The following is a 24,059-nucleotide window of genomic DNA, read 5'->3' as shown; positions in this document are numbered from 1 at the left end:
AGGCTGTCTTTTTTTATGATGATCTTTTATTAATGCCAAGCCGCTCACGTAATGCAAATTGAAGAAGCTGCGAAAAGTTTACACCTTCTTTTTCTGCTGCTTCCGCCAGCCATTTAGGTACAGTAAGGGTCTTTTTCACCGCTTTGTTTTCCATTTCATCACGGACAATATCTGTCCAGGCGCTTACCATAACAACAAAACCGGTTGCCGGCACTTTGATATCTTTTGGAGCGGATGGGGAAGGGATGTCTTCGCCGTCTTCTTCCATGCCATATAGAAAGCCTTCGAGCGCATCTTTTGCCATACTCATAGCATCATCCACGTTTTCACCCTCTGAAATGCAGCCGGGTAAATCGGGGAAAGTAATTGTGTAGCCGTCGCTTCCGTCTTCTCCTGCATCAAAAATCGCCGGAAATAAATACTTTGCCATATATATAAAACCTCCTTACAAGGGGGTTGTTTAAGTATAGAGTTTAGTGTGCCGGGTTTGACCTTTTTTGGGTGTGGGACTGTTACCGTTCCCGGTTTGGTTGGGTGTTTAAAGTGATGATGACTACCAACAACCCGCTTTAAATACCACCCATCTTTTGTAAGTAACTTTATGATATCTCTTGAAGACTTCATGTTTCCCTCCCTTCATATATATTATAACACGTATTATTTATACGTGTCGATACTTATTTTTGAAAAAAGCGTTTTTTGTCTTACGGTTGAGACTAATTTATGAAAAGAACTTTTGTTCGACAAATTTCGCAAATCCTTACAATTTTTGAAGAATGGTCGATATATTATTGGGGTGATAATATGAGTAGAAATTTTGGCGAATCAAAAGGAATCAGAACTTATTTAGAAAATCGCTATGGAAAAATTCACAATCTAACAATAGATGAAGAAAAGGAACTTCAAAAAACAATTATTTTAGATCATGAAGAAGATGATCTAAAAAGGATGTTTAACAAGGCAGAAGGTGCCATTAATATTTCAAAAGATAGTCAGTCTTTGCATGTGCAGCCCTTTTCATTTTTTATGGTAATGATTACTGTTTTATCTTCTGCTGCGGTAGGGGTATTCAGTTCTGCTATGGGCTTGCTCAATAGCATTTACGGAAAATATATAGATGGGAAAAAACTGAGCAAAGAACAAATTTCAGGCTTATTGGATTCACTTGACTTCACTCCGATTTTTCGGTCAGTGTTATGGGCTGTGGCAATACCATTTTTCATTGTTTTAATAGCATGGTTTTTTTTCTATAGGAGGGAAACAGCAAAAATAGATAAACGATACATCATCTATGTTTTATTGAAAGAGTGTATAGATAACTACGATAAAATAAAGGGTCAAGTAGAACCAACTGAAGAAAATTAAAGTTGAGATAGTAAGCATCCTACGGAGTGAATTTTTTAAAATAATGAGTTCGATGAATCGTTAGACAAATTTTGTAAATGGTTCTATTGTTACGCTCTTTTACCGATAATAGAGTAAAAGGAGGTGATATACATGGACAAGAGTGTTTCTCAGCTTATTGAAGAAAAAATTTCAAATTTAGAAGTAAATTATGAAGCAATTGAAGAAGCCAAACAGAACTATTTTCGAACTCTTACGCTTCAAAAAAACAAAATCATTGAATTAGCAGATAAATTAAAGCCGATATTATCTTATATTCAGGAAACCAACGGAACATTTTATAATAGTAGATTAGACATACGTTCTGATGACGGACCAGTCTTAGCAGCTACGGATAATAAAATGTATGTGTATGATTTCAATTTAAAGTTAATAAACGAATATCGTATTACCGATTACCAATTATTATCTAAGAATATACGGTGGAATTATCTACTGAGTTTATTTTCTTGTAAGCAAATTTATGATGATTTATTACAGTTAGTATATTATCAAGAAAATCTTATTAAGAAATATGATGGTCTAATTAACAAAGCAAATGAATCCTTATCTGAAATTTAACAAAAGCCTTCCTTTCGAAGGCTTTTTTATATTCTCTGTAAACTGCGTCCGGTAAGTCTCAGGGAAAGCTATTGGCGGTTAACGGCTTGAGTGTGGGGCAGTTTAGAAAGAATATGATTGGAGGGATTACATGAAAACAATTAATTAAGCCTTTGAGGAATTAGGAAAGAATCTAAGGTGTGCGGCTGAAAGGATGCGAACGCCCAAACCGCTATCCATAGAAGCTTTTTATGTTGATAGAGCATGGAAACAATTTATGCGCACCCATTCGAGACGTTATGGTTTATTGCGCTCACGTTCTTCTGTTTGTCGTGTGTAGTCGGTTCAGGTAAATCAGAAAAGGAGTAAGCATGGCAAGGCAACGTGACGAATTAGAATATAATACAGCACGCTGGAAGCGAGTAAGGAAAGTCGTTCTGATAAGGGACGGCTATTTGTGTTGTGAGTGACGTCGTCATGGATTAATAACGGAGGCAAATACCAACACATTAAGAGATGATCCAAGCGGGGCATTTGATCTTGATAATCATAAAACGATCTGTTTAAAGTGCCACAACAGGAGGAACCCAGAAAGAAGCGGTGGGGAGAAGGAAAAAACGATTATATGAAAGTAACACTTATAGCGGAAAATATGGAAGGGTTTTTCTCCATAATAGAGAATTTTTAGGGAAGGATATTAAAGCAGGTAAATCATATTCAAAGTCGTATTATCCTAAAAAGACAAAGTTTTTTATGTCCCAACATACTTCGGTAGCCGGCTGGAAAGGTTCACTTCCTGATACTTCAACTGGAACATTGGCTCCTGCTCTTGCGAATAAAATAGCAATGCTGTATCCAGAGATAATAAATACTCACAGCAAAAAAACAATGCCCTTACCGGCTAAAGCAAATTTCCCGGCTGTACCTGTCGATAAAAGAGCTAAATGGGATAGCAGAACGGATCGAGGTAACTATATAAAGAAGTACATCGACACATACGGTGATCCGAAGTGGAATTGGAGTTCATTCGATATTCACCATGTGCTTCCGCTAAAGTATGGGGGAAAAAATAACTTTAATAATTTGTATCCTCTCCCTCGTGATATGCACCAAAATCTATTAAATCCTTGGAGGGATAAATATTAATAAGTAAGAGGTGGCTCAATGGCAGTTTTTGTTGAAAAAACGCTCCAAGGTCTAAAAGAAGTAATTGATGAAAAAGGCCGCTTAAAAATTTTAGGGAATGAAGGAACTCTTTTAGAAACAGAATGTACTTTCTCTAAAGGTGCAACAGATCTGGAGATTGAGAGTTTTGAGAAGAAAATAAAAGTCTCACTTCCTGAAGATTATAAAACCTTTTTAAAATTGCATAACGGAGCCAGAATATTTGATTTGTTGATTTACGGTGAGAATGTGGGTGGGGGTTTGCATATTCTTAATGTAGAAGAGGTTGAAAAGTATATGCAAAATGGTTTTTTAGAGCCTCAGTTTATTCCTGTCGCACATCTGTTAGACGGATGTTATTTGTTAATTGACAAAACAAAATTTTCCACAGATCCAAACTATTTATGGTTCCGCGGATTTATTGAGTATGAACCAATGCAACTTAATTTTGAGATATTTTTAGATAGGTATATCTTGTCTCAAGGAGCAAATTTTTGGGAGTGGAATATCTATACTGCTGAAAATTATTATAGGACTCACCAGGGTGATGAGGATTAACGTTTCCTACAGTTGGGTTGGTTCATTTTTACTATTAGACTTCGATTTGAATTTTTGAAAATAGGTTTAATTTGGAAGACGAACCGATTAATTGGTGTATAGAGGATTTATAAAAAGCGCAGATACTCTGCGCTTTTTTATTTAAGTATTTTCCGAATCATTCGCAGCCCGTTTTTGGAAGAAGGATAACGGAAAGCGAAGTCGAAGCGGTTCGTTTGTTTGACGACGCTTTTTTTGTGCGTAAACGTGTTAAAGCTGTCAAATCCGTGATAGCTGCCGATGCCGCTTTCCCCGACGCCGCCGAATGGCAAATACGGCGTCGCAACATGCATTAACGTATCATTGATACAGCCTCCGCCAAACGACAGGTTCTCTAAAACAGCGCGCTCAGTTTCTTTGTTTGTGGTGAAGAGATACAGGGCGAGCGGCTTTGGGCGCGATTGGACTTTCTCAATGACTTCCCCGATATCACGGTATGTAAAGAGCGGAAGAATTGGCCCGAAAATCTCCTCCTGCATCACTGGAGAGTCATCCTTCACTTGATCTAGAATCGTCGGCGCTATTTTGTGGTGATCAGGATTAAATTGTCCGCCTGTAAGCGGGACGCCATCATTCAGAAAGCTGAGCAGCCGCTGATAGTGGCGTTCACTGACGATTTTGCCGTACTGCGGATTTTGTTCAGGCTGAGGGCCGTAAAATTCGCTGATCGCACGCTTCATTTCTTCTGTGAGCTTCGTTTTGATATCTTGGTGGACAAATAAATAATCCGGTGCGATGCAGGTTTGCCCTGCATTTGTAAATTTCCCGAAGACGATGCGTTTGGCGGCAAGCTGTATATCAGCATCCTTATGGACAATGCAGGGACTTTTGCCGCCGAGCTCCAAGGTAACGGGAATTAATTGTTTGGCGGCGGCCTCCATGACGATTTTTCCCACGGCAACGCTTCCAGTGAAGAAAATATAGTCAAAGGGCTGCTGTAATAACACAGTGCTGACGTCGGGTCCGCCCTCCGCCATAGCGACATAGTCACTCGGAAAAACGCTGCTGATGAGTTTGGAAAGAACAGCGGAAACCGCCGGCGTGTATTCTGACGGTTTAAGAACGACTGTGTTTCCGGCTGCAATGGCTCCAATCAAGGGTGAAAGCGCCAGCTGCAAGGGATAATTCCAAGGCGCAATCACCAAAACGGTTCCATATGGCTCAGGGATAATGATGCTTTTCGAGCCTAGGTGAGTCAGAGGCGTTTTGACTCGTTTCGGTTTGATCCATTTTCCCAGCCGCTTCATCACAAAACTGATTTCCTCCAGTACAATTCCGATTTCTGTTGTGTACGACTCCTGTTCGGATTTGTGGAGATCCTGATAGAGAGCGGCTGTTATATCGGCTTCTTGTGTTTTGATGGCTTGTTTCAGCTTTTGCAGCATGTTCAGTCTCGATTCTAGCTGTCTCGTATGCCCCGCCGCAAAATAGGCTTTGTGTTTGCTGACGATAGAGGGGATGCTGTTCATTTCGTCTCTCCTTTTTGTAAGGTATGGTGATTTATTATGTGGAAAATTTCTTCTGCTTGTCAAATGGGGGTTTCTAATGTACATGTAGCTGAAAAGCCAGTAGGCACATAAAAAAAGCCCCGGACAGGGGCTTTTTTTAATAAAGAGAGGGAGCATCTGTCCATTATTCTGACAGCCCAAAAGAAAAACCCCGGAAACATTGTCATTACAACATGTCCGGGGTTTAATCCAATGCTCTTTAAAGAGCGTTTTACTTAACGGGAGTAGAACTCAACGATAAGCGCTTCGTTAATTTCCGGAGCAAGCTCAGAGCGCTCTGGAAGACGAGTGAATGTACCTTCAAGCTTTTCAGCGTCGAAAGTAAGGTACTCAGGAACGAAGTTGTTTACTTCTACAGATTCTTTGATGATAGAAAGGTTTCTTGATTTTTCGCGAACACCGATTGTTTGACCAGGTTTTACTTGGTAAGACGGAATGTCAACGCGGCTTCCGTCAACAAGGATGTGACCGTGGTTAACTAATTGGCGTGCTTGACGGCGAGTGCGTGCAAGACCGAGCTTGTACACAACGTTATCAAGACGTGCATCTAAAAGAATCATGAAGTTTTCGCCGTGTTTACCAGTCATTTTTGCAGCTTTGTCAAACAATGTGCGGAATTGACGTTCGTTTACACCGTACATGTGACGAAGTTTTTGCTTTTCTTGCAATTGCAAACCGTATTCTGATAGTTTTTTACGCTGTCCCGGACCGTGGGGACCTGGTGCGTAAGGGCGTTTTTCTAATTCTTTACCTGTACCGCTAAGAGAGATTCCTAAACGGCGAGACAGTTTCCAAGATGGACCTGTATAGCGAGCCATAATGTGACTCCTCCTTTGGTTTTATTTTGTGGAAAATAAAAACCGTCTGTTCGATCCGACCGTGCACATTTTGTTTTCATGTATCCTCGCTCCAGCAGCAGAGAGTTACACGATACACCTTACAGCTAAGGAACAAAATGCAAACACAGAAGCTGAACAAAAAGGCTGCAATATTTCACACAAAGAACATTATATGATTTTTCTCCGCCGCCGTCAACCATTTCTCCATGAAGAGTGCCGGTTTATGATATAATGTACAAAAATGAGTAGTACATGTTTAGGTGATAAAAATGAAAAAACAAACAATTGATGAAGTGACGGCCTTTCATCAGAAAATGCTTTCTTTTTTCTTAACGAAATCTGAATCCGTCTCATTATCCGACTCGCTGTTATGGCTGGCCTCAGCTCTCGAATCCTGCTTTACATCTCTTTCATTGACCCTTTCACCGGCAGAATCAACACGTTTCACCATAAAAACAGAAGATGAACCGCATTATGCTCCGCTGAAAGAGAGTGACGGCCGTTTTATGATCAGGAATCAGACGTCCGGCAGATCCTTTTATCTGCGCTCGGAAGTCGGGCTGCCGATCCCGGAATCATTGCCTGAGATCGTTACTCAGTTTATTAATCAATCTGTGAGACAAAGCGGGCTGTTTGACAAAACGAAGCATCAGCGGAAAATTCACAGAATGACAGAAATGTTCCATTCGCTTTTGGACCAAAATGAGGTTTTGGAAAAACTGCAGGCAAGTTTGAGTACGGCTTTCCGGTCTTTCCGCTTTTCACTGTTTATCACGCAGGATCAGGATACGGACAGACAGCTTCCCGCAAAAGAATTACATATGGACGGAAAAGATGCAGATCCGTCTGCCCTGAAGGTTTATTTATCGGGGAGACTGCTCAGAAAAGGCAGGTCATCTGCTTATCTGCCGATCAAAGGCCAGCAGGGGACATACGGGGTTCTGAAGACGGAGGGGCTGCAGGATGCCGTTCTTTCGTGCAGTACTCTCAGTGAAATGCTGCTGCTTGCGGGCGCAGCGGGAAAAGCATTTGAAAATGCGCAGCTCTATGAGCAATCGAAAAAAAGCATTGCGAATCTGGAGCTCATTAATGAAACATCGCGCCAGCTGAATCAGCGCCTCAGACTCACTGATACGATGCGGGAGCTCGCCGCCATTATGACCCAGTCGTTTCATGCGGAAGAAGTGGCTTTTTTTCATATTGATCATTTTGAGACGCAAAATCTGCTTCCGGGACATACCGCTTTTTTTAAGACAGAACGTGCGAACCCCTATATCAGCATTGTGAAAGAAAAGCTGTTCGAGGGAGAAAAGGGCGTGTTTATCGGCAGCGGAAAGACTGTATTCGGCGAAAACGGCTACGGCTCGCTGATGGCGGTGCCGATGATCGAAAATGACACCGTCTTCGGGTTCGCGATTTTATTGAAAAAGGATTTGTATGCTTTTACGTTTGAAATGTATAAGCTTTTTCAAGCGCTCATTCACCATGCGACATTGGCGGTCACGAACTCCATGCTGCGCGACAGGCTTGAGCATCTTGTTCAGACAGACCAGCTGACGGAGCTGTATTCAAGAACCTATTTGGATGAGAAAATTCAATACAGCATGAAAATTCATAAACGGGGTGTATTCATCCTCGTTGATATCGATAATTTCAAAAATATTAATGATACATACGGTCATCAAACGGGAGATTCGATCCTGATTCAGGTGGCCTCCGTTATGAAGAACCATATTCGTGAGCATGATGTCGCTGCGAGGTGGGGGGGCGAGGAGCTGGCTGTCTATCTGCCGAATATCAACGTGTCATCCGGAGAACGCATCGCTAAAAGGCTGGTTCGCGCCATCCGGGAAAACACCGAGCCGCGCGTGACGATTTCCTGCGGCGTTTCCTGCTGGTCAAAGACCGGCCCGATGCCGTTGAAATTGCTCGTTCAGCAAGCGGATGAGGCGCTTTATATCGCCAAACGGAACGGCAAAAACCGGCTGATCATCCATCAAAACAGCACGACGACATAAAAAAGGAGCCGGCCTGCCGGCCGGGCTCCTTTTTTTATCCTAATCGTTTTTCAAGCGTTTCAACAAACTTTGCTAAATAGGTTTCGTCCGTTTCATCAAAACGGTTTTTCACGGGGCTGTCAATGTCCAGCACACCGATCACTTCACCGTTTACGCGGATCGGGAGAACGATTTCTGACTGGGAAGCCGCGTCACAGGCGATATGTCCCGGGAACGCATTCACATCGGCAATCCGCTGCACCGAGCCATTAGAGTAGGCAGTGCCGCATACGCCTCTGCCGAACGGAATGCGCACACAGGCAGGAAGTCCTTGAAACGGTCCGAGCACGAGCTCGCCCTCTTTAGCGAAGTAAAACCCCGCCCAGTTGACTTCATGTAATGAATGGTATAAAAGCGCTGACGCATTCGCGTAATTTGCGATCGCATCCGTTTCATCTTCTGTCATGGCTTCGAGCTGTTTAAGCAGAAGCTGATAACTTTTTTCTTTATCTCCGGATTGTTTTTCGACATGAAACATGGAAAACCCTCACTTTTTCTATAATATCAAACAAAGTTCCGGCCGTTCTGCCGGCATTTGTCGAGAAGTTCTTACAGGAACGGCGCCTTTCTGCTTGAATTGTTACACATAAAGGGGTGAGCCGTATGAAAGTAAGCACCAAAGACAAAATTATTAACGCCGCTGTCCAGCTGTTTAACCAAAAAGGTTATTCCGGCACGTCCGTCCGTGAAATCGCAAAGTCAGCTGATGTAAATGTTGCGCACATCTCCTACTATTTTAAAGGGAAAGGCGGATTAATGGAACATTTAGTTTCCGAGTTTTACGAAGGCTATACTGAAGCGCTGGAAAAAGCCGCCGTCAGTATGAACGGTGAAGACGCGCAGGAACGCATCCTGCGGGTGATTTTCGATATTTTATCCTATCAGCACGATAACCGTCAATTAACGCGGTTTGTATATCGGGAAGTGACGATTGATTCCGTGCTGATCAGGGAAATTATGTCTACTTACTTAATGAAAGAAAAATATATTTTCCAGCTGGTGATTGAAGAAGGGCAGTCACGCCACAGACGGCTGACGCTGCCCGTGCCGCATTTTATACTGCAATTGAAATCCCTCTTGATGATGCCGTATCTTCAGCCTCAATACATTACCGAGGTGCTCTATATGCAGCCTCATGAACCGTACTTTTATAAAAGGTATTTTGAAGAGGTGAAGATCTGGATCGAAAGCGTGTTCCGACGGCCTGATGCGGCGCTTATGAAGTAATGATACTTTTGTACGTTTCATAGGAACTGCCGACATCTTCCGCTTGATGGGCGTCCGACCCGAATATGAGCGGGATTTTTTTTTGCTTCGCCGTCTCAGCCATCCAATCCTCCATGTATACTTCCCCGGCAAACTTCTTTCTGAGCCCGGATGTATTCACGTCGAGCTCCATTCCGTGTTCTTTCACGGCGTCAAGACAGCGGGCCGCAAGCTTTCTTATTTGAGGTGACATGCTGTAAGGGAAAAGGCGCGCGAATTTTTTGACGAGCGTGATATGGCCGACCCGTTTTGGCTTAAAGGGGCCGAGCGGTGTTACAATGGAAGAATACACAGTTTCATAGTATTGTTCATATACGGCTTCAACGCTTCCGAAGCGGTCGGCAAGCTGCTGAAAGGCGTGCTCGTCAAAATCGAGGCATATATAAGACGGGCCGGTTTTCAAAAAATGAACGGATAAAATGCCGTCATCCAGTGAGGGGCCGTACGTGTTCAGAAACGCCGCGGTTTCCTCTTCATACCCTGTGATAAAATCGGTTTCTAGCCCAGTCAGAATGCTGATTTGTCCATCGTATTCCTTTTTCAGCTGTGACAGCCGCTCCAAATAAACCTCCATCTGTCTGAGATCCATCGCGCTGTCCTGAAGCGGTACGGGATCTTGAAATGACGGAGGAAGGGGGGCGTGCTCTGTAAATGTGATCGAGTCAAAGCCTCTTTCCAGGGCCTTTTCGACATATTGTTTCAGCGCATCCTTCGAGCCGTGAGGGCAAAAAGGCGTGTGGATATGAGCGTCTCGTTTTTCCATTTGTGTCACTCCATTAAAAAATTGCAGAATCCTGCCGAAATTATGCAAAAAGTTTTTGATTTCTGGTCAAAAAATGTTGGTTACATGGTATCATAATAACAATGAAAACGACAGATTTTCTCAATACATATATTGAAATCTTTCTGAATACATAAAACACCCTGACAGATTAAGAGAACAACAAGGGGGCTCATTATGGAGTTAGTCATCGGATTATTGGTTATACTGCTCGCGCTCTTTGCGGCGGGCTACTTTTTCAGAAAAAAAATTTATACGGAAATTGACCGGCTGGAGTCATGGAAGATTGAAATTTTAAACCGTTCGATAGTGGAAGAAATGTCCAAGATCAAACATCTGAAAATGACCGGAGAGACGGAAGAGTTCTTTGAAAGATGGCGCGAGGAGTGGGATGAAATTGTCACAGCCCATCTGCCGAAAGTAGAAGAGCTCCTTTATGATGCCGAAGAGAACGCCGACAAATACCGGTTTAAAAAAGCGAATCAGGTGCTTGTCCACATCGACGACCTCCTCACTGCAGCTGAATCAAATATAGAAGGCATACTGCGTGAGATCAGCGACCTTGTGACGAGCGAGGAAAAAAGCCGCGGAGAGATTGAACAGGTGCGTGAGCGGTATTCAAAAGCGCGAAAAAACCTTCTGGCGTACAGCCATCTCTACGGAGAGCTTTATAACAGCCTGGAGACGGATCTCGACGAAATCTGGAGCGGCATAAAAGAGTTCGAAGAAGAGACGGAAAGCGGCAATTACATCAAAGCGAGAAAAGTGCTGCTTGAACAGGACCGCAGACTGGATCAGCTTCAGACATACATAGATGACGTTCCGAAACTGCTTGCGGACTGTAAACAGACCGTGCCGAACCAAATTGCCAAGCTGAAAGACGGCTACCGGGAAATGACGGAAAAAGGCTACAAATTGGAGCATATTCAAATCGAAAAAGAGCTGGATACACTCACAAATCAATTGAAACGGGCCGAAAACGCGCTTTTGGAAGAATTGGATGTTGACGAAGCGTCCGCCATTCTTCAGCTGATTGATGAAACCATTCAATCGATGTATGACCAGCTGGAAGGCGAAGTGGAAGCCGGACAGTCCGTATTAAGCAAAATGCCTGAGCTGATCATCGCGTATGAAAAGCTTGAGGAAGAAAAAGACCGCACAAAAACCGAAACGGAGCTCGTCAAGGAAAGCTATCAGCTGACGGCGGGAGAAATCGGCAGACAGCATGCCTTCGAAAAACAGCTGGAAACGATCGGCCGGCTCCTTGAGCAGGCGAGAGAAAAGCTTGATGGTGAGCATGTCGCTTACTCTCTATTGATTGAAGAAGTCGAGGCCATCGAAAAGCAGATGGAAGAGGCTCAGAAAGAACATGCCGAATACCGTGAAAATCTGCAGGCGCTCAGAAAAGAAGAACTGCAGGCGCGGGAAACGCTGATGCTTCTTCGGAAAACTATTTCTGACACGGCACGAATGCTGCAAAAAAGCAACGTGCCGGGAATTCCTGAACAAGTCAAGGACAAGCTCGAGACGGCAAATCATCATATAGAAGAAACCGTCAGCCAATTGGAAGAGCTGCCGCTGAACATGGAGGAAGCCGCCAAACATCTGACCGAAGCCGAAAAGGTGGTTGAGGAAGTCAGCGAAGAGGCGGAAGATCTTGTGATTCAGGTGAAGCTGATTGAGCGGATCATCCAGTACGGCAACCGCTTCCGAAGCCAGAATCATATTTTATCCGAACAGCTGAAAGAAGCGGAACGGCTGTTTTACGCTTACAGCTATAATGAAGCTTATGAGATGGCGGCAGATGCTGTTGAAAAAGCAGCTCCCGGCGCCGTGAAAAAAATTAAAGCTGATCAATCTGCTTCATAGACGCACAAGCAAAAACTGCACCCTGATGGAAATCAGAGGTGCAGTTTTTTAGTTTCTCACGGAATATAAAAAGCGCCTGCGGCTGATATACAAGCCGCAAGCGCTGAATGTTACGATTTTGCTTTATTTAATTCGATGGGCGGGCTGGTAAAAAACGTGATAATGCAGCCGATGATCGCTCCGGCAATGCCCGGAAGCACCCAGCCGATTCCCATGCTGTAAAGCGGAAGATTTGCGTTTAAGAATGAATCTAATGATCCGAGCGGAATGCCGGCTGCCTTCAAGCCGTCCAGGATACTGAACAGCCCCGTTCCGATCAGGCAGGCGATATAGACTTCCCGTCTTTCCTTAAAGATTTTATCAATAAAGGAAAGGACGATAATGACAATCGCCAGCGGGTAAATGGCTGATAAAATAGGAACTGAAAATGCAATAATCTCAGCAAGTCCGAAATTTGAAATCGCCAGACTGAACAGCGTGACAATCGTAACCACCATTTTGTATGATAAAGCGGGAATCAATTTTGAAAAATATTCGCCGCAAGATGTGACAAGCCCGATGCTTGTCGTTAAACACGCAACGGTGATGGCAGAGCCGAGAACGATGTTTCCCAGTGAACCGAACAGGTAATCTGATGAAGCTGATAAAATCTTTGCGCCTTCGCCGATCGGCCCTACAGCGTCCGTGCTTGTCGCTCCCAAATAGGCCAAAGATAAATAAATGAATGTCAAACCTGCCGCTGCAATCAGACCCGCTTTAATACAAGCGGCGGCGAGCGCTTTACGCTGGGTGACGCCCCTGCTTTTAACAGCGTTGACGACAACGACGCCGAAGACGATTGAGGCGAGCGCGTCCATTGTTTTATAGCCTTCCAAAAATCCTTTGAACACCGGCGTTCCGGAATATGCCTGATGTACGGCGCCCAGCCCGCCCATCGGAGTGACAATGGCTTTTACGACGATGATTAAAATAATACCGAATTTAATAGGAGTCAAAATCTTTCCGACTCTGTCAACGATTTTGGAAGGATTAAGAGCTAAATAATACGTAATAGAAAAAAAGATCAACGTGAAAACAAATAAAGATAATCTTTCCGGAATGCCGCTTAAAAACGGAACTGCACCGATTTCATATGAAACGGTTCCGGTTCTCGGAATCGCGAAAAGCGGCCCGATTGATAAATAAAGAACAACGGTGAAAATAGTCCCGAATACCGGATGAGCTTTATCGGCAAGCCCTTTCGCGTCTTTGCCCGTTAATGCGATGGCGATAATACCCAAAAGCGGCAGACCTACGCCGGTCAGTAAGAAACCGCCCATCGCTTTCCAGACATTATGCCCCGCCGCTTGCCCGAGCTCCGGCGGATATATCATATTTCCTGCCCCGAAAAAAAGTGCGAAAAGCATGAAACCGATAATAACGGTATCTTTGACAGGTAGTGAGTGTTTCATAAAAATCCTCCTAAATACTATGTTGAAATATTCTGTCAATTAATTGTCAGATAATATAACAAAACGAACATTACTTATTATATGGCAATGTACAGAGAAGTCAATACTCGATTTATTGCGAATTTATATTTACTTTTGTTATGGTAGCATAAATATCATACGATGTACCGTTTTCATTAAAGGAGTAAAAAAAATGATATATTTAGACAACAGCTCAACGACCGAGCCGTATGAAGAGGTATTGGATGTGTACAAACAGACGAGCAGCCGGTATTTCGGCAATCCTTCGTCTCTGCACCAGTTAGGAACTGAGACGGAACAGCTCCTTGAAGCGGCCGCTCAGCAAATAAAAAAAACCTTGCGTTTAAAAAATTATGATATTGTATTTACATCAGGCGCGACTGAAGCGAATAACGCTGCGTTAAAGGGAGCAGCCTGGGCAAACATGAGTAAAGGAAGACATATCATTGCTTCGGCGATTGAGCATCCTTCTGTGACGGAGACGCTTGATCAGCTGACAGAGCTGTTCGGCTTTGAAGTCACATATCTTCCGGCCGATCAAAACGGCTTCGTTTCTTTGAAAGACGTCAAATCGGCTATCAGGCCGGATACAATAATCGTCAGCGTCATGCATGTCAATAACGAAGTCGGCTCCATTCAGCCCGTAAAGGAAATCGGCGGGTTTTTGAAGCAGCACCGGAATATTCTGTTTCATGTTGATCATGTGCAGGGCATTCATAAAGTTCCTCTGTCTATAGAAGAAGCGGGCATTGACCTTTGCACCGTTTCAGGGCATAAGTTTCACGGCCTAAAAGGGACCGGAGCGCTTATCGTCAAAAAAGGAACGCGGCTCATTCCGCTTATAACGGGCGGCTCGCAGCAAAAAGGCGTCCGCGCCGGAACGGAACACACGGCAGGCGCCGTTTCCCTTGCGAAAGCGATCAATCTTTCCGCGCGTGACATGAACGAGCGGCTTTCTTCCGTGGAGGCTGCCAAGAATGCGCTCATGGAAAGGCTGAGCGGGACGGACGGGGTCGTCATCAACACCCCCGCCGAAAACAGCGCGCCGCATATCATTAATTTTTCCGTTCCGGGCGTGAAGGCGGAAGTGCTGCTGCATATGCTTGAGGAAAAAGGAATATATGTCTCCACAACCGCGGCATGTTCGGCAAGAGAGCACAAACCGAGCCGTGTTCTTCTGCAAATGAATAAAGGCGAACAGATTGCATCAAGCAGCATAAGAGTCAGCCTGAACTTCAGCCATACGGCTGACATCACGGAGCCGTTTATGGCCGCGCTGGTGCCGGCTGTTCAAAAACTAAAAAAAATGATGAGGTAGCATATGAATTACGATCATATTTTAATCCGTTTTGGTGAAATATCCACAAAAGGAAAAAACAGACGCAGTTTTATTGAAAGATTAAAACAGAATATCCGCCTGGTATTAAAGGATTATAAAAAAGTAAAATACTTTTCAAACCGGGACCGGATGTCAATTACACTTAATGGAGAAAACCCGGAGGAAATTTGTTCCTTATTAAAGAATATATTCGGCATTCAAAGCTTTAGTCTCGCAATTAAATGCGAGAGCAAGCTGGAAGACATTAAAAAAACGGCTTTAGCCGCGATAGAAGGCGAATATAAACCGGGGAATACGTTTAAGGTCGAGACCAAACGGGCTTACAAACAGTTTGAATTAGATACGAATGCGATGAACGCTGAAATCGGCGGCCATATTTTGAAAAACACGGATGGATTAACCGTCGATGTGAAACATCCCGATATTCCGCTTCGGATTGAAATCAGGGAGGAAGCGACATTCCTGACCATTCGTAACGAAAAAGGCGCCGGAGGCCTTCCTGTCGGTTCCGCGGGTAAAGCGATGCTGATGCTTTCCGGCGGTTTTGACAGTCCGGTCGCCGGTTTTTACGCGATGAAACGGGGATTATCAGTTGAAGCCGTACATTTCTTCAGTCCGCCGTATACGAGTGAACGGGCAAAGCAGAAAGTCATGGATCTCGCGGGATGCCTCGCGAAGTTCGGCGGCAGTATGACACTTCATATCGTGCCGTTTACAAAGACGCAGGAACTCATCCAAAAACAAATCCCGGAAAACTATACGATGACGGCGACGCGGCGTCTTATGCTGCAAATCGCGGACAGAATCAGAGAAGAACGGAAAGCGCTCGCGATCATTACGGGAGAAAGCCTCGGGCAGGTAGCGAGCCAGACGCTTGAAAGCATGTATGCGATCAATGCCGTGACGGCAACGCCGATTTTACGCCCTTTAATCGGAATGGACAAAACAGAAATCATCGAGAAATCAAAAGAAATCGGCACGTATGAAACAAGCATTCAGCCGTTTGAGGACTGCTGCACCATCTTTACGCCGCCAAGTCCGAAAACACGCCCGAAAAAAGAAAAAATCGAGCACTTCGAAAGCTTCGTTGATTTTGAACCGCTGATTGCAGAGGCCGCTGCCGGCATCGAAACTATCACTGTTTACTCAGAGCAGGAAGCTCACGATAAGTTTGCCGGCCTGTTTTAAAACTGTATACAATTACCAAAGTTTTTTTGAATGAAGACATGTGTTTTATCACATTCTATACTCACAAGGAGGTGATACACATGTCACAACAATCAAACAGCGGAAACAGCAACCAGCTTTTAGTGCCAGGCGCTGCTCAAGCTATCGACCAAATGAAGTATGAAATCGCTTCTGAATTCGGTGTAAACCTTGGACCGGAAACAACTTCTCGCGCCAACGGTTCTGTCGGTGGAGAAATCACAAAACGTCTTGTCTCTTTTGCTCAGCAAAGCATGGGCGGAAGCAGCCAGCAGCAGTTTTAATCACAACTTCACATAATGGCTAAGAGAGCGGGGAATTCCCCGCTCTTTTTTCATGAGTATAGATAGAAGGCGGGAAGCAATTTATGCATATTTTTATTGTAATGGCCTATGTTTATGTATAATGGGGAAAGAAAGTGAGGAGTTGTTCGTGTTAAAACGAGAAGATTTAATCGCCCCAAAGAACTATAACCTTGTAAATGAAATCGAAAAGTTCAGCCGTTCCAAAGAGAAGAACGCGCTTATTTGGGAAGATCAAACAGGCGGCAAGAAAGTCTGGACGTATGAAAAATTGATGGAAGAAACGAATAAAATCGGAGCCCGCCTGAAAGGTCTCGGATTTGAAAAAGGCGATAAGCTGATTGTCATGGTTCCGAGAGTGCTTGAAGCGTATGCCGTTTATTTAGCGATCTTAAAAGCGGGGATGGTCGTCATTCCTTGCTCGGAAATGCTGCGCGCCAAAGACCTTGAATACCGGATCAAACACGCCGAAGTGAAAGGCGCTATCGTTTATCCTTCATTTATAAACGCGTTTGACGAGGTGAATACCGGGCAGCTGGTGACATTGTCAATCGGTGAAAATGATGCCGGCTGGAAAAACCTCCTAACGATTGAAGCGGACGGAGACAGTTTTCAAACAGCTGATACAACAAGAGAAGATATGGCGTTTTTGTCCTATACTTCAGGCACGACCGGCCAGCCTAAAGGCGTTGTACATACACACGGCTGGGCCTTTGCCCATTTAAAAACATCAGCCGGTGCATGGCTGGATATTTCTGAAGACGATACAGTGTGGGCCACCGCGGCGCCCGGCTGGCAGAAATGGGTGTGGAGCCCGCTGCTCGCAATTCTGGGAAGCGGCGCGACAGGAGTCATTTATCACGGCAGATTCAACGCCAAGACGTATTTAGAGCTGCTGGAGCGCCATCAAGTAAATGTCTTCTGCTGTACCCCGACGGAATACCGCCTGATGGCAAAAGTGGAGGAGTTGGACAAATATGATCTTTCTGCCCTTCACAGCGCAGTTTCTGCTGGTGAGCCATTAAACCGGGAAGTCATTGACGTATTCCGGAAGCATTTCGGCATTAAAGTGAGAGACGGATACGGCCAAACGGAGAGCACCCTGTTAGTCGGCGTCCTGAAGGACATGGATATTAAGCCGGGAAGCATGGGCAAACCGACCCCTGGAAATCAAGTGGAGATTATAAACGATAAAGGCGAAATATGCGAAACTGGCGAAACGGGCGATATCGCCGTGCATTTGAGCACACCGGCCTTATTCAAGGAATATTATAAAGATCCCGAAAGAACGAAAAAGCAGATTCGCGGAGATTACTTTCTTACAGGAGACCGCGCGAAAAAAGACGAGGACGGCTACTTTTGGTTTGAAAGCCGCAATGATGACATCATCGTCAGCTCCGGATATACAATCGGGCCTTTTGAAGTAGAGGATGCGCTCGTGAAGCATCCGGAAGTGAAAGAATGTGCCGTCGTGGCGAGCCCGGATGAAATCAGAGGTTCAATCGTAAAAGCTTATGTCGTTTTACAAGACGATGAAAAGCGCAGTGACGAACTTGTCAAAGAACTGCAAAACCACGTAAAAACGATTACGGCGCCTTACAAATATCCGAGAGAAATTGAGTTTGTCGAAAGCCTGCCGAAAACGGCGTCCGCAAAAATCAGACGTGTGGAGCTGAGACAGCGTGAAGAACGGCTGAAGGCTGATAAAAAAGCATAATACAGGATAAAGGGTGAGCGGGGATGAAAGCGATTTGGCACGGCGGCACCATCTATACAATGCTGGACAAGAATCATGTCACTGAAGCTGTTTATACCGAAGAAGGTGTCGTCAGGCAGACGGGCAGCTTCCGGGAGCTCCAAGGAACATACGGTTCGCCTGATACGGAGGAAATCGATTTATATGGGGCTGTCATGTTCCCGGGTTTTACGGACAGTCATATGCATTTAATCGGACACGGGGAAAAACAGCTTCGCCTCGATTTGTCGCAGCTGACGTCAAAAGAAGCGATACTGCGGGCTGCAAAAGAAGCAGAGCGTGAATTGGAAGATGGCGAATGGCTGATCGGCGAAGGCTGGGATGAAAATCTGTTTGAACGGCCGGTTTACGTCACGAAGCATGACCTTGACCCGCTCTTTCCCGACCGCCCCGTCCTGCTGAAGCGGGTATGCCGGCACGCCGCGGCGGTTAATTCGGCCGCATTGCGCGCGGCGGGAATTACAAACGAAACACCTGATCCATACGGCGGGATTATCGTCCGGGACGGAACCGGTCCGACAGGCCTCCTGCTGGATAAAGCCCAAGAGCTTGTGACACAGGCCCTGCCGCCCGTCTCACTTCACTATGTCAAACGCGCGCTTCAAACGGCGATTACGGACTGCTGGTCAAAAGGCCTGACCGGCGGGCATTCAGAAGATCTGGCATACTACGGAGACGCGTCCATTCCCGTTGCCGCGTACGAGTCGTTAACCGGCAGCGGCCTTTATCCTTTTCGCGCCCATCTGCTCGTACATCACGAAGCCGTCGACAGCTGGAGCGCTCTGGATAAATCGATCGGACCTTATCTGGAATACGGAGCGATGAAAATTTTTGCTGACGGCGCGCTCGGCGGCAGAACCGCTCTATTGAAAAAGCCTTATCACGATGATCCGTCAGTCTCCGGCGTTCAGGTGCATGATGACGAAACCCTTGCCGCTCTTGTTTATAAAGCGAGAGAGAAAGGGATGGAGATTGCCGTGCACGCGATTGGCGACCTTGCATTTGAAAAGGTGCTGGATGTTATCGAAAGATACCCGGCAAAGCCCGGACAGCTAGACAGGCTCATTCATGCGCAAGTATTAGATGACGGATTGATTGAAAGAGCCGCCCGGCTGCCGATCGGACTTGATCTTCAGCCGCATTTTGTGGCCAGTGATTTTCCGTGGGTGATTGACCGGCTCGGAGAAGAGCGGATGAAAACGGCTTTCGCCTGGAAAACACTGCTGTCAAAAGGGCTGCTGTGCGCCGGAGGTTCAGATGCCCCGATTGAGCCGGCCGATCCGCTTCTGGGCATTCAATCGGCTGTGCTCCGTACAAGCAAGCAGCACCCGGAAGGTCCGGCCTATTATGAAAAAGAGTGCCTGACCGTGTACGAAGCCATTCAGCTTTACACGGAGGGAAGCGCGGCCATCATCCATAAAGAACATAGCCGCGGACGGATCGCCCCCGGCTATGATGCCGACTTTACCGTACTCAGCGGTGATCCGTTCATGACGGACCCGAAAAAGCTTCATGAATTGGAAGCGGTCAAAACCGTCGTCGGCGGCCGTATCGTATATGAAAAAGAGGACAGGCGCTGATGCCCGTCCTCTTTTTTTATGATAAAAATGATCGTTTTACTTTTTCCCAGAAAGAGTTGTCTTTCAGTTTCACCGTTTTGATTTTTTTATCGGATAGTCTAATCTCAACCTTTTTGACATTCCGCGTGCTGAGCGCTTCATTATCAAGCCCGATAATCGGATGCTCATTGCCGTCTTGCACCACCTGCAGTGTCAGCTTCCGGTCTGAGCTTAAAATAAACGGAGATCCGAGTGTACGGTATGTGTTGTTGTTCAACGACGCCAGTTCGGATACCTGCATGCAGGAAATCAAAGGATCAACAACGGCGCCTGAAACAGATTTATTGTAGGCGGTGCTGCCCGTCGGGGTGGAAATGATCATCCCGTCTCCTCTGAACGTCTCAAAATGAAGATCATCAATTAACACATCCATCACAAACGTTTTAATAATGCTTGAACGGATGGAAACCTCGTTTAAACAGTGAAAATGATTGCTGCCGTCCACCGTTACGTGAATGAGCGGGTATTTTCTGACCTCAAGCTGTTCCGCGGTCATGCTGGCCGCCATTTTTTCAGGCTCATCGCTGTGAAAATCACAGTACAAATGGGCTTTCCCTTTTTTAGCGATGCCGACATACAGACAGTCATCACGGAATCCGGTTTTTCTGACGGCTTGCAGAAATGAGCCGTCGCTGCCGATGCTGGCAATAATTCCGGCATCCTCCGGTTGAGCCGCAACTGTAAAACCGTGCGATTCAGCAAGCTGCTTCAAAGAGCTGACTTGTTCTTTTGTTTCGTTGTTTTGTTTGTGAAAAAAATAAACATTGCGGCGAAGATCGGTCATATCCCCATTCCCCTTTGCTGTCATATTTACGTTTTTCTCCCAGCAGGTATTGTGTTAAAATACCTGTGGCAATAGTGTAACATGTTTCCTGTTTATCCGTTAAGGGAAAGCGCTTCATGAAAAAAATGAATCTTTTTTTACGGGGGAACGTACGAATATTGACAGAAAAGGAGGAGAACAAATGAATGCAAAAAGATGGATTGCGCTCGTCATCGCGCTCGGCATTTTCGGCGTATCAGTCATTGCAAGTGTGACCGTCGGGGTGCTGAAGAATATCGGAGATACAGGGTCTGACTTTGCATCACTGACAGATGACACAGAGGAAGTGACGCTGGATAAGGGCAGCCCCGGCAGTAAAATCGCCGTGCTTGAAGTGGACGGCACGATTGAGGATAACGGCGGGTCCGCTGGCCTGCTCAGCTCAGGCGGGTATGATCACAGATCATTTTTAAAACAGGTTGAGCGTGCGAAAGAAGACAAAAGCGTCAAAGGAATTGTGCTGAAAATCAATTCCCCTGGCGGAGGCGTGTACGAAAGCGCGGAAATACATAAAAAACTGGAAGAACTAAAGAAAGAAACGAAGAAACCGATTTATGTATCCATGGGCTCCATGGCGGCATCGGGAGGCTACTATATTTCAACGGCCGCCGATAAAATCTATGCTTCACCGGAAACGCTCACGGGTTCACTGGGCGTCATCATGGAAAGTGTCAATTATTCCAAGCTCGCCGATGAACTCGGCATCAAGTTTGAAACCATTAAAAGCGGCGCGCATAAAGACATCATGTCCCCGACCCGCGACATGACGAAGGAAGAAAGAAAGATCATGCAGACAATGGTAAACGATTCTTATGAAGGATTTGTCAATGTCATTTCAAAAGGCCGGCACATGTCAAAAGCGGATGTGAAAAAAATTGCCGACGGCCGTGTTTACGACGGCAGACAAGCGAAAAAAATCGGCCTCGTTGATGAGCTCGGTTTTTACGATGATACGATCAGCGCGATGAAAAAGGATCATAAAAATATGAAAAACGCTTCAGTCATCACATACGAGGAAGGATTCGGATTAGGCTCGCTCTTTTCCATGAGCGCAGCGAAAATGTTTAAAAGCGAAATTGATTTTCTGAATATGAAAGAACTCATTTCGCAATCCGGTTCGCCGCGGATGATGTATCTCTATGCAAAGTAGGGGGGAAGAAAGAATGGACGCGACTTACGAAGGCTTTCACGGCAAAGAAGGGGAAGCTGAACAACAGAGGGCGCCCGAGCAGGCATATGCGGGCTTTTGGATCAGGTTTTGGGCGTTTCTTCTCGATTGGCTGGTGGTCTGGGGACTAAACCATCTCATCGTTTCACCGATTTTCACGCTGATGAAGCTCCCGGCAACAAGCGGAATGTTTACAATCTCAGCTTATTCCGTCACAACCCTGATCGTCTACCTCGCCTATTTTGTGTTCATGACGAAATGGTTTCATCAGACACTCGGCAAGATGGTCTTCGGGTTAAAGGTCACTTCTTTGACGCCCGGAAAGCCGCTGACTTGGAGCACCGTCATTTTCAGAGAAGCGGTGGGGCGTTATATCGATAAAATCTGGATTCTCTATATCGTCATTGCGTTTACGCCCAAAAAGCAGGGCATTCATGATCTGATCGCCGACACAACGGTGATTCACGAAGCGCTGTACCGCAAATAAAAGCAGTAAACCCGGAATAAACGTCCGGGTTTATTTTTTTTGGTTTTGGCGATAATGCTGCTAAGGAAGTGAAGCTTATGGGATATGCCGCAGCAGCTGTTATTCTCATTCTCATTTTGTTCTGGCTGCTCATGAGGATGAAAATCCACCTGACTTTCGAATATCTTCACGATAAAGATAACGACAAACTGACGTTTAAACTCTCGGCCTTATACGGGCTGGTCCGTTTTAAAAAAACGCTGCCCGTCATTAAAGTAAACAGCGAAGACGCGTCAATTGATGTCAAACAGGACACGAAATCAGAAATGAAAGGTCAGAAAAAAGAGAAGAAAAAAATCACATATGAAGATGTCAAACAGAGCATTCACAGAATAGAAATGATTCTGCACCAAGTCTTTCAGATGCGCCAAATCGGCGCCTCATTTCTTGCGGGAGTCCGTGTTACGAAGTTTGAATGGGTGACGGTTATCGGAATAAAGGACGCCGCCGTTACGGGAATCGCCGCCGGCGGATTGTGGGCCGTAAAGGGAGCCCTTACGGCGATGCTGTATGATCATCTGCGTTTCATACATAAACCGGTGTGCGAAGTCATTCCGTCTTTTCAAGTGCCTGCATCCAAGACGCATTTGCAGTGTATATTCTTTTTTCGTTTTGGACATCTTATAGGTGCAGCTTTCAAATTGCTCAAATACGGGCGGAACGGACTTTCTATCATACGAAAGAAACAGCCGGTTCCGGTTGCTTCAAAGAATGATTCATCAGTTTAAGGAGGAGCGCATATGGCAGACCATCCCATTCAAGGTTTAATGAAAACCGCTATGGAAAATTTAAAAGAAATGATTGACGTGAATACAATCATCGGCGATCCTGTTGAAACGCCTGACGGCAGCGTAATCTTAACGGTTTCAAAGGTCGGCTTCGGATTTGCGGCGGGCGGAAGCGAGTTTGGAGGAAAACCGGCTGAAAAAAGAACCGATGATGATGAAAGAAAAGAGCAGAAGCTCCCGTTCGGCGGCGGAAGCGGCGGCGGAGTATCCATTACGCCGATTGCGTTTCTGATTGTCGGAACAAACGGCGTGCGTATGCTTCATTTGGACGAAAACACCCATCTGATTGATAAACTGTTAGACTCCGCGCCTCAAACGATTGAACGGATCCAGCATATGTTTAAAAAGAATGAAAAAGGCCGGAACCAAAAAAGAACGGATATCGATTTATAACAGAAAAGTTAACTGCCGCCCGCAGTTAGCTTTTTTTACGATGCGGCATAACCTTTGCAGTTTGCATAAAACTCGACTATGATAGAGCTATACATAGATAAAGGGAGGAATCAGAATGGCTGAAATTACATTTAAAGGCGGAGCCGTGACGCTGATCGGACAAGAAGTGAAACCGGGTGACCAAGCTCCTGACTTCACGGTTTTGACAAACGGATTAGAAGAGAAGACATTAGCAGATATGAAAGGGAAAGTAACGATCATATCCGTTATTCCTTCCATCGACACAGGCGTATGTGACGCGCAGACACGCCGCTTCAACGAAGAAGCCGCAAAACTCGGTGATGTGAACGTTTATACAATCAGCGCCGACCTTCCGTTTGCACAAGCGCGCTGGTGCGGAGCGAACGGAATTGATAAAGTTGAAACGTTATCGGATCATAAAGAGATGTCATTTGGTGAAGCATTCGGTGTTCACATCAAAGAACTTCGTCTTTTGGCGCGTTCCGTATTCGTCCTTGATCAGGACGGAAAAGTCGTTTACGCGGAATACGTAAGCGAAGCGACAAACCACCCGAATTATGAAAAGCCTATCGAAGCTGCAAAAGCGTTAATCAAGTAAAGAGAGAAAAAGAGCTCCGGGTG

Annotated in this window: 24 protein-coding genes and 1 pseudogene; 17 read left to right on the top strand and 8 right to left on the bottom strand. The window is 45.4% G+C overall.

Going from position 1 to position 24,059, the window contains the following annotated elements:
- Positions 1–13 precede the first annotated feature (13 nt).
- Both RUW00_RS18025 and RUW00_RS18020 read right to left on the bottom strand, forming a co-directional pair.
- The gene (locus tag RUW00_RS18025; protein ID WP_032867698.1) at positions 14–430 is read right to left on the bottom strand and encodes a type II toxin-antitoxin system HicB family antitoxin; all 417 of its coding nucleotides are present in this window, start codon (positions 428–430) and stop codon (positions 14–16) included.
- Positions 431–456: 26 nt separating this feature from the next.
- Positions 457–624, bottom strand: a pseudogene (locus tag RUW00_RS18020) (type II toxin-antitoxin system HicA family toxin); the annotation flags it as partial.
- A gap of 99 nt (positions 625–723) precedes the next feature.
- Between RUW00_RS18020 and RUW00_RS18015 the strand changes: the two are divergent.
- The 4 genes from RUW00_RS18015 (at position 724) to RUW00_RS18000 (ending at position 3,666) form a co-directional block, all read left to right on the top strand.
- The gene (locus RUW00_RS18015; RefSeq protein ID WP_072177252.1) at positions 724–1,365 is read left to right on the top strand and encodes a hypothetical protein; all 642 of its coding nucleotides are present in this window, start codon (positions 724–726) and stop codon (positions 1,363–1,365) included.
- 132 nt (positions 1,366–1,497) lie between these two features.
- Entirely contained in the window at positions 1,498–1,965 is a 468-nt protein-coding gene (locus RUW00_RS18010; RefSeq protein WP_072177253.1) for a hypothetical protein, read from the top strand.
- A gap of 579 nt (positions 1,966–2,544) precedes the next feature.
- Complete coding sequence (locus RUW00_RS18005) at positions 2,545–3,090, top strand: HNH endonuclease signature motif containing protein (RefSeq protein WP_095272617.1); 546 nt, start codon at positions 2,545–2,547, stop codon at positions 3,088–3,090.
- 18 nt (positions 3,091–3,108) lie between these two features.
- The gene (locus RUW00_RS18000) at positions 3,109–3,666 is read left to right on the top strand and encodes an SMI1/KNR4 family protein (RefSeq protein ID WP_095272615.1); all 558 of its coding nucleotides are present in this window, start codon (positions 3,109–3,111) and stop codon (positions 3,664–3,666) included.
- Between the two features lie 137 nt (positions 3,667–3,803).
- Here the strand turns inward: RUW00_RS18000 and RUW00_RS17995 are convergent, their stop codons facing one another.
- Together RUW00_RS17995 and rpsD are read right to left on the bottom strand one after the other, a co-directional pair.
- Positions 3,804–5,174 (bottom strand): aldehyde dehydrogenase, encoded by a 1,371-nt coding sequence (locus tag RUW00_RS17995; protein ID WP_280145384.1) that lies wholly within the window; start codon positions 5,172–5,174, stop codon positions 3,804–3,806.
- Positions 5,175–5,428: 254 nt separating this feature from the next.
- Complete coding sequence (gene rpsD, locus RUW00_RS17990; protein ID WP_003152406.1) at positions 5,429–6,031, bottom strand: 30S ribosomal protein S4; 603 nt, start codon at positions 6,029–6,031, stop codon at positions 5,429–5,431.
- A gap of 290 nt (positions 6,032–6,321) precedes the next feature.
- Here rpsD and RUW00_RS17985 point away from each other — a divergent pair, with 290 nt between their 5' ends.
- On the top strand, positions 6,322–8,070 hold the full coding sequence (locus tag RUW00_RS17985; protein WP_276350957.1) for a sensor domain-containing diguanylate cyclase: 1,749 nt from the start codon (positions 6,322–6,324) through the stop codon (positions 8,068–8,070).
- Positions 8,071–8,104: 34 nt separating this feature from the next.
- Here the strand turns inward: RUW00_RS17985 and RUW00_RS17980 are convergent, their stop codons facing one another.
- Positions 8,105–8,587, bottom strand: a complete 483-nt coding sequence (locus tag RUW00_RS17980) for a GAF domain-containing protein (protein ID WP_007613120.1) — start codon at positions 8,585–8,587, stop codon at positions 8,105–8,107.
- Between the two features lie 125 nt (positions 8,588–8,712).
- On the opposite strand from RUW00_RS17980, the gene refZ reads away from it, so the two are divergent.
- Positions 8,713–9,336 carry a forespore capture DNA-binding protein RefZ gene (refZ, locus tag RUW00_RS17975; RefSeq protein ID WP_007408038.1) on the top strand — a complete coding sequence of 208 codons (624 nt, stop codon included), beginning with the start codon at positions 8,713–8,715 and terminating at the stop codon, positions 9,334–9,336.
- Here the strand turns inward: refZ and hisJ are convergent.
- Positions 9,326–10,138, bottom strand: coding sequence for a histidinol-phosphatase HisJ (gene hisJ / locus RUW00_RS17970; protein WP_129091445.1), 813 nt, complete (start codon positions 10,136–10,138; stop codon positions 9,326–9,328). The genes refZ and hisJ overlap by 11 nt on opposite strands.
- Positions 10,139–10,333: 195 nt before the next feature.
- Between hisJ and ezrA the strand changes: the two genes are divergently transcribed.
- Complete coding sequence (gene ezrA / locus RUW00_RS17965; RefSeq protein ID WP_280145383.1) at positions 10,334–12,025, top strand: septation ring formation regulator EzrA; 1,692 nt, start codon at positions 10,334–10,336, stop codon at positions 12,023–12,025.
- 110 nt (positions 12,026–12,135) lie between these two features.
- Here ezrA and brnQ read toward each other — a convergent pair whose 3' ends face one another.
- Positions 12,136–13,476 carry a branched-chain amino acid transport system II carrier protein gene (brnQ, locus tag RUW00_RS17960; protein ID WP_007613107.1) on the bottom strand — a complete coding sequence of 447 codons (1,341 nt, stop codon included), beginning with the start codon at positions 13,474–13,476 and terminating at the stop codon, positions 12,136–12,138.
- 193 nt (positions 13,477–13,669) lie between these two features.
- Here brnQ and RUW00_RS17955 point away from each other — a divergent pair, with 193 nt between their 5' ends.
- The 5 genes from RUW00_RS17955 (at position 13,670) to RUW00_RS17935 (ending at position 19,680) form a co-directional block, all read left to right on the top strand.
- Positions 13,670–14,815 carry a cysteine desulfurase family protein gene (locus RUW00_RS17955; protein ID WP_022552830.1) on the top strand — a complete coding sequence of 382 codons (1,146 nt, stop codon included), beginning with the start codon at positions 13,670–13,672 and terminating at the stop codon, positions 14,813–14,815.
- Positions 14,816–14,818: 3 nt separating this feature from the next.
- Positions 14,819–16,024, top strand: a complete 1,206-nt coding sequence (thiI, locus tag RUW00_RS17950; protein ID WP_007408042.1) for a tRNA uracil 4-sulfurtransferase ThiI — start codon at positions 14,819–14,821, stop codon at positions 16,022–16,024.
- Positions 16,025–16,104: 80 nt separating this feature from the next.
- Entirely contained in the window at positions 16,105–16,326 is a 222-nt protein-coding gene (locus tag RUW00_RS17945) for an alpha/beta-type small acid-soluble spore protein (RefSeq protein ID WP_007408043.1), read from the top strand.
- Positions 16,327–16,474: 148 nt separating this feature from the next.
- Positions 16,475–18,061, top strand: coding sequence for an acyl-CoA synthetase MbcS (mbcS, locus tag RUW00_RS17940; protein WP_014418632.1), 1,587 nt, complete (start codon positions 16,475–16,477; stop codon positions 18,059–18,061).
- 23 nt (positions 18,062–18,084) lie between these two features.
- Positions 18,085–19,680, top strand: a complete 1,596-nt coding sequence (locus tag RUW00_RS17935) for an amidohydrolase (protein WP_233662353.1) — start codon at positions 18,085–18,087, stop codon at positions 19,678–19,680.
- A gap of 16 nt (positions 19,681–19,696) precedes the next feature.
- Here RUW00_RS17935 and RUW00_RS17930 read toward each other — a convergent pair whose 3' ends face one another.
- Positions 19,697–20,503, bottom strand: a complete 807-nt coding sequence (locus RUW00_RS17930; RefSeq protein ID WP_017418362.1) for an NAD kinase — start codon at positions 20,501–20,503, stop codon at positions 19,697–19,699.
- Positions 20,504–20,684: 181 nt separating this feature from the next.
- Between RUW00_RS17930 and sppA the strand changes: the two genes are divergently transcribed.
- The 5 genes from sppA (at position 20,685) to tpx (ending at position 24,036) form a co-directional block, all read left to right on the top strand.
- Positions 20,685–21,692: a signal peptide peptidase SppA gene (gene sppA / locus RUW00_RS17925; protein WP_003152419.1), complete on the top strand. Its 1,008-nt coding sequence runs from the start codon at positions 20,685–20,687 to the stop codon at positions 21,690–21,692.
- Positions 21,693–21,705: 13 nt separating this feature from the next.
- Entirely contained in the window at positions 21,706–22,197 is a 492-nt protein-coding gene (locus RUW00_RS17920) for an RDD family protein (protein WP_021494443.1), read from the top strand.
- Positions 22,198–22,274: 77 nt separating this feature from the next.
- Positions 22,275–22,964, top strand: coding sequence for a DUF2953 domain-containing protein (locus RUW00_RS17915; protein ID WP_160216548.1), 690 nt, complete (start codon positions 22,275–22,277; stop codon positions 22,962–22,964).
- A gap of 12 nt (positions 22,965–22,976) precedes the next feature.
- A complete protein-coding gene (gene ytfJ, locus RUW00_RS17910) occupies positions 22,977–23,417 on the top strand; it encodes a GerW family sporulation protein (protein WP_003152423.1) in 441 nt (146 codons plus the stop codon).
- A 115-nt stretch (positions 23,418–23,532) separates the two neighbouring features.
- Positions 23,533–24,036, top strand: a complete 504-nt coding sequence (gene tpx, locus RUW00_RS17905) for a thiol peroxidase (RefSeq protein ID WP_007613091.1) — start codon at positions 23,533–23,535, stop codon at positions 24,034–24,036.
- The last annotated feature ends 23 nt before the right edge of the window (positions 24,037–24,059 follow it).

It is taken from the genome of Bacillus sp. IS1 (genome assembly GCF_032461585.1).
GTDB lineage: Bacteria > Bacillota > Bacilli > Bacillales > Bacillaceae > Bacillus > Bacillus velezensis.
The sequence above is the reverse complement of the archived record's forward strand: the minus strand, read 5'-3'. Positions and strand labels throughout refer to the sequence as shown.

Bases quoted from the DNA above. Each gene is read 5' to 3' on its own strand.
- RUW00_RS18000 (WP_095272615.1), top strand. From the start codon at position 3,109: ATGGCAGTTTTTGTTGAAAAAACGCTCCAAGGTCTAAAAGAAGTAATT.
- RUW00_RS17955 (WP_022552830.1), top strand. From the start codon at position 13,670: ATGATATATTTAGACAACAGCTCAACGACCGAGCCGTATGAAGAGGTA.
- RUW00_RS17980 (WP_007613120.1), bottom strand. From the start codon at position 8,587: ATGTTTCATGTCGAAAAACAATCCGGAGATAAAGAAAAAAGTTATCAG.
- hisJ (WP_129091445.1), bottom strand. From the start codon at position 10,138: ATGGAAAAACGAGACGCTCATATCCACACGCCTTTTTGCCCTCACGGC.
- RUW00_RS17930 (WP_017418362.1), bottom strand. From the start codon at position 20,503: ATGACCGATCTTCGCCGCAATGTTTATTTTTTTCACAAACAAAACAAC.
- RUW00_RS18025 (WP_032867698.1), bottom strand. From the start codon at position 430: ATGGCAAAGTATTTATTTCCGGCGATTTTTGATGCAGGAGAAGACGGA.
- thiI (WP_007408042.1), top strand. From the start codon at position 14,819: ATGAATTACGATCATATTTTAATCCGTTTTGGTGAAATATCCACAAAA.
- tpx (WP_007613091.1), top strand. From the start codon at position 23,533: ATGGCTGAAATTACATTTAAAGGCGGAGCCGTGACGCTGATCGGACAA.
- RUW00_RS17915 (WP_160216548.1), top strand. From the start codon at position 22,275: ATGGGATATGCCGCAGCAGCTGTTATTCTCATTCTCATTTTGTTCTGG.
- RUW00_RS17985 (WP_276350957.1), top strand. From the start codon at position 6,322: ATGAAAAAACAAACAATTGATGAAGTGACGGCCTTTCATCAGAAAATG.
- refZ (WP_007408038.1), top strand. From the start codon at position 8,713: ATGAAAGTAAGCACCAAAGACAAAATTATTAACGCCGCTGTCCAGCTG.
- brnQ (WP_007613107.1), bottom strand. From the start codon at position 13,476: ATGAAACACTCACTACCTGTCAAAGATACCGTTATTATCGGTTTCATG.
- rpsD (WP_003152406.1), bottom strand. From the start codon at position 6,031: ATGGCTCGCTATACAGGTCCATCTTGGAAACTGTCTCGCCGTTTAGGA.
- RUW00_RS17935 (WP_233662353.1), top strand. From the start codon at position 18,085: ATGAAAGCGATTTGGCACGGCGGCACCATCTATACAATGCTGGACAAG.
- RUW00_RS18010 (WP_072177253.1), top strand. From the start codon at position 1,498: ATGGACAAGAGTGTTTCTCAGCTTATTGAAGAAAAAATTTCAAATTTA.
- ytfJ (WP_003152423.1), top strand. From the start codon at position 22,977: ATGGCAGACCATCCCATTCAAGGTTTAATGAAAACCGCTATGGAAAAT.
- RUW00_RS17945 (WP_007408043.1), top strand. From the start codon at position 16,105: ATGTCACAACAATCAAACAGCGGAAACAGCAACCAGCTTTTAGTGCCA.
- RUW00_RS17920 (WP_021494443.1), top strand. From the start codon at position 21,706: ATGGACGCGACTTACGAAGGCTTTCACGGCAAAGAAGGGGAAGCTGAA.
- sppA (WP_003152419.1), top strand. From the start codon at position 20,685: ATGAATGCAAAAAGATGGATTGCGCTCGTCATCGCGCTCGGCATTTTC.
- RUW00_RS18015 (WP_072177252.1), top strand. From the start codon at position 724: ATGAAAAGAACTTTTGTTCGACAAATTTCGCAAATCCTTACAATTTTT.
- ezrA (WP_280145383.1), top strand. From the start codon at position 10,334: ATGGAGTTAGTCATCGGATTATTGGTTATACTGCTCGCGCTCTTTGCG.
- RUW00_RS17995 (WP_280145384.1), bottom strand. From the start codon at position 5,174: ATGAACAGCATCCCCTCTATCGTCAGCAAACACAAAGCCTATTTTGCG.